The sequence below is a fragment of the Luteitalea sp. genome (assembly GCF_022842525.1).
Classification (GTDB): domain Bacteria; phylum Acidobacteriota; class Vicinamibacteria; order Vicinamibacterales; family Vicinamibacteraceae; genus Luteitalea.
Window position 1 is genome coordinate 1 of sequence record NZ_JALHPM010000258.1, and the last position, 6,704, is coordinate 6,704.

General features: G+C 69.2%; 6 protein-coding genes. 2 read left to right on the top strand and 4 right to left on the bottom strand.

Features of this window, described 5'->3' with window-relative positions; translation table 11 throughout:
* Positions 1-53: 53 nt before the first annotated feature.
* From Q0C41_RS28555 to Q0C41_RS28570, 4 genes are all read right to left on the bottom strand, one after another.
* The gene (locus Q0C41_RS28555) at positions 54-1,088 is read right to left on the bottom strand and encodes a PhoH family protein (protein WP_291989929.1); all 1,035 of its coding nucleotides are present in this window, start codon (positions 1,086-1,088) and stop codon (positions 54-56) included.
* 61 nt (positions 1,089-1,149) lie between these two features.
* Complete coding sequence (aspS, locus tag Q0C41_RS28560) at positions 1,150-2,910, bottom strand: aspartate--tRNA ligase (RefSeq protein WP_291989931.1); 1,761 nt, start codon at positions 2,908-2,910, stop codon at positions 1,150-1,152.
* A 110-nt stretch (positions 2,911-3,020) separates the two neighbouring features.
* Entirely contained in the window at positions 3,021-4,391 is a 1,371-nt protein-coding gene (hisS, locus tag Q0C41_RS28565) for a histidine--tRNA ligase (protein ID WP_291989933.1), read from the bottom strand.
* Positions 4,392-4,405: 14 nt separating this feature from the next.
* Complete coding sequence (locus tag Q0C41_RS28570) at positions 4,406-4,951, bottom strand: gamma carbonic anhydrase family protein (protein ID WP_291989935.1); 546 nt, start codon at positions 4,949-4,951, stop codon at positions 4,406-4,408.
* 153 nt (positions 4,952-5,104) lie between these two features.
* Here Q0C41_RS28570 and pheA point away from each other — a divergent pair, with 153 nt between their 5' ends.
* Both pheA and Q0C41_RS28580 read left to right on the top strand, forming a co-directional pair.
* Positions 5,105-5,974: a prephenate dehydratase gene (gene pheA, locus Q0C41_RS28575; RefSeq protein ID WP_291989937.1), complete on the top strand. Its 870-nt coding sequence runs from the start codon at positions 5,105-5,107 to the stop codon at positions 5,972-5,974.
* A partial coding sequence (locus tag Q0C41_RS28580; RefSeq protein ID WP_291989939.1) for a dihydroxy-acid dehydratase occupies positions 5,971-6,704 on the top strand: 734 nt, incomplete at its 3' end. The genes pheA and Q0C41_RS28580, both read left to right, overlap by 4 nt.

A 6,704-nucleotide genomic window follows, 5' to 3' on the forward strand; every position in this document is an offset into this window, starting at 1 on the left:
CGTCGCGGGTGCACACCGTGACGGCCAGGGAACGAGGGTCGGCGTCCATGCGATCAGGCTCGAGGGCCACCGGGGGCACGCCCGCCGGCTCCGGCCGGATCGGGTATCCCGGCCGCGGCGTCGTGCGCGGCATACGCCTGCACGATCAGCTGCACCAGCTTGTGGCGCACGACATCGCGGTCGGTGAAGTGCACGAACGACAGGCCCTCCACCTTGCCGAGAATCCGCACCGCGTCGATCAGGCCGGACGGCCGGCCGTACGGCAGGTCGATCTGGGTGATGTCGCCGGTGACGACGGCCTTGCTGCCGAAGCCGAGCCGCGTCAGGAACATCTTCATCTGTTCCGACGTGGTGTTCTGCGCCTCGTCGAGAATCACGAAGGCGTCGTTGAGCGTGCGGCCGCGCATGAAGGCGAGCGGGGCCACCTCGATGGTGCCTCGCTCGAGCAACCGCTCGACCTTGTCGGCCTCGAGCATGTCGTAGAGCGCGTCGTACAGCGGCCGCAGGTAGGGATTGACCTTCTCCTGCAGGTCGCCGGGCAGGAAGCCGAGCTTCTCGCCGGCTTCGACCGCCGGCCGCGTCAGGACGATGCGGCTGACCTTCTTGGCGAGCAGGCTGGACACGGCCTGCGCCATGGCCAGGTAGGTCTTGCCGGTGCCGGCCGGACCGACGCCGAAGACGATGTCGTGCTTGTCGATCGCCTCGAGGTACTGCCGCTGCGTCGGCGTCTTGGGCACGATCTGCCGCTTGGCCGAGGCCCGCACGCTGCCCTTGAGGAAGTGATCGCGAAGGTCCAGTTCGGGATGGCCGGCCGCCAGCCGCATGGCGTCCTTCACCTCGCCGCGGGCGAAGCGATAGCCGTCGCGCAGGAGCGCCGCGAACTGGGCGACGAAGGCCTCGACGCGGTCGAGGCGGTCGCCCGGACCGTCGACGACCAGCTCGTGTCCGCTGGTGCGGACGCTGACGCCGAAGAGATCTTCGAGCAGGCGCAGGTTGTCGTCGTAGGCGCCGAAGAGGACGTCGACGCCCTGTTCCGGAACCGGGATGGAGCGCGGGGCCGAGGCTGCGATACCGGTGATCTCCTTCAACGCGGACGGCTCGGCGAGCCGTCCCTCCCAACGCGCATGGACGCTAGCATGCCGCCTGCGGTCAGGCAAGCGGCTTGAGGTGCAGTTCCTTCCACTGGCGGGCATCCACCGTGGAGGGGGCATCGGACATGAGGTCGACGGCCGCCGCGGTCTTCGGGAAGGCGATCACGTCCCGGATCGACGGCTCCCCGGCCAGCAGTGCCACGATGCGATCGAGGCCGAGCGCGATGCCGCCGTGCGGCGGCGTGCCGTATTCGAGCGCGTCGATGAAGAACCCGAACCGCAGCTTGGCGTCCTCATCCGAGATGCCGAGCAGGCGGAAGAGCTGCCGCTGGACCTCGGGGTCGTGGATCCGGATGCTGCCGCCGCCGATCTCGCTGCCGTTGAGCACGAGATCGTAGGCCTTGGCCGTCACCTCGCCAGGCGCCTCGGTCATCCGCGGCAGGTCGGCGTCCGACGGGGCCGTGAACGGGTGATGCATGGCCACCCAGCGCTGCTCGTCCTCGGCCCAGTCCAGCAGCGGGAAATCCACCACCCACAGGAACTCGAACCTCGTCGGGTCGACGAGGTTGAAGCGCTTCGCGAGCGACAGGCGCAGCGCGCCGAGCAGCTTGGAGACCTGCGCCTCGGTTCCCGCCGTCATCACCAGCAGGCCGTCGGTGCCGGCGCCGGAGACCTCGAGCGCACGCGTCAGCGCCGCCTCACCCATCGCCTTGGCCGACGTGGCGAGGCCCTTGTCGGTCTGGCGCGCCCAGAGCAGCCCGCCAGCGCCCATCTCGATCGCCTCGGCGACGATCTTGTCGACCTCGGCACGCGAGATCTTCGCGCCGCCCGGCACCACCAGTCCACGCAGCACCCCGCCGCTGGCGAGCGCCTCGCGCACGGGCCCGAACGGCGTGTCGGCGAAGACGGCGCCCAGATCCTGAATCTCCATCCCGAACCGGAGATCCGGCTTGTCCGACCCATAGCGGGCCATCGCCTCGGCGTAGGTCATCGTGCGGAAGGGGGTGGTGATCTCGATGCCCCCGACCGTGAAGATCTCGGCGATGAGCGGCTCGATCAGCGAGAACACGAGCGCCTGCGACGCGAAGGAGATCTCGACGTCGACCTGTGTGAACTCCGGCTGCCGATCGGCGCGCAGATCTTCGTCACGGAAGCACTTGACGATCTGGAAGTAGCGGTCGAGTCCGCCAATCATCAGGATCTGCTTGAAGATCTGCGGCGACTGCGGCAGCGCGAAGAACTCGCCCGGATGCACCCGGCTCGGCACGAGGTAGTCGCGCGCGCCTTCCGGCGTGCTCTTGGTGAGGATGGGCGTCTCGATCTCGAGGAACCCGAGCTCGTCGAAGTACCGCCGGATGCCCATCGTCAACCGGTGGCGCAGCATCAGGTTCTTCTGCATCCGCTGCCGCCGCAGGTCGAGATAGCGGTAGCGCAACCGCGTGTCCTCGGCCACGAAGCTCTCGTCGGCGATGCCGAACGGCGGCCGACGGGCGTCGTTGAGCACCCGCAGTTCGCCGATGCGCACCTCGACCTGCCCGGTGTCGAGCTTGTCGTTGACGGTCTCGGGCGAGCGCGGCGCGACCTGGCCGAGCACGGCCACCACCATCTCCGTCTTCAGCTTCTTGGCCTGGCCCAGCAGGGGCTCGGCCTCGGTCACGACCTGCGTGACGCCGTAGCGGTCGCGGATGTCGAGGAAGATGACCGCGCCCATGTCGCGGACGCGGTGCACCCAGCCGAGCAGGACGACCTCCTGGCCGACGTGGTCGGGCCGGAGTTGGCCGCAGGTGTGAGTTCTGTAGAGGTCGCCGAGAAGATCCATGGTCACAGTGGGACGGAGAAACGGGAGTCGGGAGTCGGGAATCGGGAGTCGGCGTCGTGTCGGCGTCGGGGAATCGGGTAGGGCCGGCTCTCCGAGCCGGGCGGAACAGACTACAGAGATCCCGAGGCGACGGGCGTGAGCAGGTCCTTCAGGTACGCGCCGGCCTCGGCACGTGGCACGCGTTGCTGCTCGCCGGTCCGCAGGTCCTTGACCGTCAGCTCGCCGGCGGCACGCTCGTCATCGCCTTCGACGACCACCAGCGGCACGCCGGTCGCGGCCGCGTACTTGAACTGCTTGCCAAGCTTGTCGGCATCCGGGTAGACCTCGACGCGCAGCCCTCCGGCCCGGAGGGTATGCGCCAGCGCCAGGGCGTCGCCGGCCGTGTCGGCGTTCCACTGGGCGATCAACACGTCGGCGGCCGTGGCGGCGATGTGGGCCGGGAACATTGCCCGCTCCCCCATCACCACGAGGATGCGCTCGAGCCCCAGCGAAAAGCCGGCGGCGGGCACCGCCTGGCCGAGGAACATGCCGACCAGGCCATCGTACCGGCCACCGCCACCGAGACTGCCCGCCAGATCCGGGACGGTCATCTCCATGATGCAGCCGGTGTAGTAGGACAGTCCGCGCGCCAGGCTCAGGTCCACGCGCAACTGGTGAGCCGCGGGCGTGCGGGCCGCCAGCGCGAGCACCGTCCGCATGGTGGCGATGCCGGCGACGGCCTCGGCATGGCCGGCGACGAACGCCTCGACCCGATCCAGCGCCGCGGCGTTGTCGGCGGCGACCACACCCGAGAGGGCCGCCGCGCCGAGAATCCCGAGCACGGTGTCGGCCACCTCGGGACGCAGCCCGCGCGTCTCGTACTCGGCCTTGACCCCGTCCAGCCCGATCTTGTCGAGCTTGTCGAGCGCCACCAGGGCATCGCCGTGCTTGTCGGCCGGCACGCCGGCCACGTCGAGCACGCCGGTCAGCACGGCGCGATGGTTCAGGCGCAGCACCGCATCGCTGAAGCCGAGGGCCTGCATCGCCTCGCAGGCCGCGGCGCAGAGCTCGGCCTCGACGACCGGCGAGGTGGAGCCGGTGGCATCCACGTCGCATTGGTAGAACTCGCGGAACCGGCCGCGGGCGGGGCGATCGGCACGCCACACCGGCTGAATCTGATACCGCTTGAAGTACTTCGGCAGCGTGCCGCGGTGCTCGGCGACCACGCGCGAGAGCGGCACCGTGAGGTCGTAGCGGAGGGCCAGATCGGCCTGCCCCGACGCCTCGTGCTCGCCGCGCTTGAGGATCTTGAAGATGAGCTGATTGCCCTCGTCGCCGTACTTGCCGAGCAGCGTCTCGATGTTCTCGACGGCCGGCGTCTCGAGCGGCTCGAACCCGTAGCGCTCGTACACGCCGCGGATCACGCCGATGACGTAGGTCCGCCGGCGGACGTCCGCGGGCAGGAAGTCCCGCATGCCGCGGGCTGGTGCAGTGGAAGCCATGGGGTGCCGCGGCGTCAGCCGCGGGCCTCGCTTGCCTCGGGCGCCGTCGTGGCGTCGCCCATGTAGTCGAGTCGGTAGCCCACGTAGCGGGCCGAGTAGTCGAGAATCGAGGCGACTTCCTCGTCGGTCAGGGTCCGGCGGACCTTGCCCGGGCTGCCCATGACCAGCGACCGCGGCGGCACCACGGTCCCTTCGGTGACCAGCGTCCCGGCCGCGACAATCGAGTCCGAGCCGATGACGGCGCCGTTCAGGACGATGGCGCCCATCCCGATGAGGACCCGATCCTCGATGGTGCAGCCATGGATGAGGGCCCCGTGGCCGATGGTGACCGCGTCGCCGATCGTCGTGGGGTGGGTGCCGCGCATCACGTGGACGACCGTGCCGTCCTGGATGTTGGAACGGGCCCCGATGCGGATGCGATGGACATCGCCACGCACCACACACTGCATCCAGATGCTCGATTCCGGACCGACGACCACATCTCCGATGACCTGCGCGCTCTGGTCCACGAAGACCGACGGGTCGAGCTGGGGCCATTGGCCGCGGTACGGGCGAAGCATGAACTCCGCATTATACGACTCCGGTGCGTCACGGCGCCGCGGACGCTCACGGGACGCGTGGGATGCGCGGCACGCATCCAATAAATCCTGAGCATGATTGCCTAACAAAGATAACTTTGACTTTATCTCCCCTCCCCGGCACGATGGGTGGGCATGGTGGTCGCGTTCCAGGGTGAACCGGGGGCCTACAGCGAGGCGGCGGCGCAACGATACGCACCGGACGCCACACTGCTGCCCTGTCCCAGCTTCGAGGACGTCTTCCGCGCCGTGGAGAGCGGGCGGGCCAGCTTCGGGGTCCTGCCGATCGAGAATTCCATCGGCGGCACCATCCACCGCAACTACGACCTGCTCCTCGAACACGCCCTGCAGATCGTCGGCGACCTCGAACTGAAGGTCGTGCACAGTCTCATCGCCCTGCCGGGCACCACCATCGACCAGATCAAGACCATCTACTCGCATCCGCAGGCCCTGGCGCAGTGCGACCGGTACCTGCGCAGCCTGCCGGGCGTCGAGGTGGTGGCGACCTACGACACGGCCGGCAGCGCCAAGCTCATCAAGGATCGCCAGCTGGCCGGGGCCGCCGCCATCGCGTCCGAGCGCGCCGCCGCGGTGTTCTCGTTGCAGATTCTCGAGTCGGGCATCCAGGACTTCGCCGACAACATCACCCGGTTCCTGGTCGTGGCGCCCGCGTCGACGGCCCCGGTGGCCGCCGCCACCAACAAGACGACGGTGGTGTTCACGCTGGCCAACGAGGCGGGCGCGCTGTTCAAGGCGCTCAGCGTCTTCGCGCTGCGCGGCATCGACCTGACCAAGCTCGAGTCGCGCCCCATCCCGGGTCGTCCCTGGGAGTACCTGTTCTACGTCGATCTCGCCGTCGGCGCCGAGGATGCCCGCTGCGCGCGGGCCTTCGCGCACCTGGCCGAGTTCGCCCCCATGTTCCGCAACCTCGGGTCGTATGCGTCCACGCTGCTGCCCCGTTCGACGGCCGCGGCCCCTGCCGTGGCGGCAGGAGATCCCGCATGACCGACCTGAACAAGCACAAGAGCGCGGCGCTGACCGACGGCCCCAATCGCGCCGCGGCGCGCGCGATGCTGAAGGCCTGCGCCTTCACGGACGAGGACCTGGCCAAGCCGCTGGTGGGCATCGCCAACACCTGGACCGAGATCGGCCCGTGCAACTTCCATCTGCGGCGCCTGGCCGAGCACGTCAAGGACGGCGTGCGGGCCGCGGGCGGCACGCCGATGGAGTTCAACACGATTGCCGTGTCGGACGGCATCACGATGGGGGCCGAGGGCATGCGCGCCTCGCTCGTCAGTCGTGAAGTGATCGCCGACTCGATCGAACTCGTGAGCTTCGGGCACCACCTCGACGCCGTGGTCATGCTGTGCGGCTGCGACAAGACGATTCCCGGCACGATCATGGCGCTGGCGCGGCTGAACATCCCGGGCGTCATCCTGTATGGCGGCTCGATCGCGCCCGGCACCTGGCAGGGCAAGGACGTCACCATCCAGGACGTCTTCGAGGGCATCGGCGCGCAGGCGGCCGGTCGCATCTCGCTGATCGAACTGAAGGATCTGGAAGACAAGGCGTGCCCCGGCGCCGGCGCGTGTGGCGGCCAGTTCACCGCCAACACGATGGCGATGGTCGCCGAGTTCCTCGGCATCGCCGCGATGGGCAGCGTCAGCATCCCGGCGACGCTGCCGGCCAAGGACGCCGCCGCCGAGCAGGCGGGGCGCCTCGCGATGGACCTGCT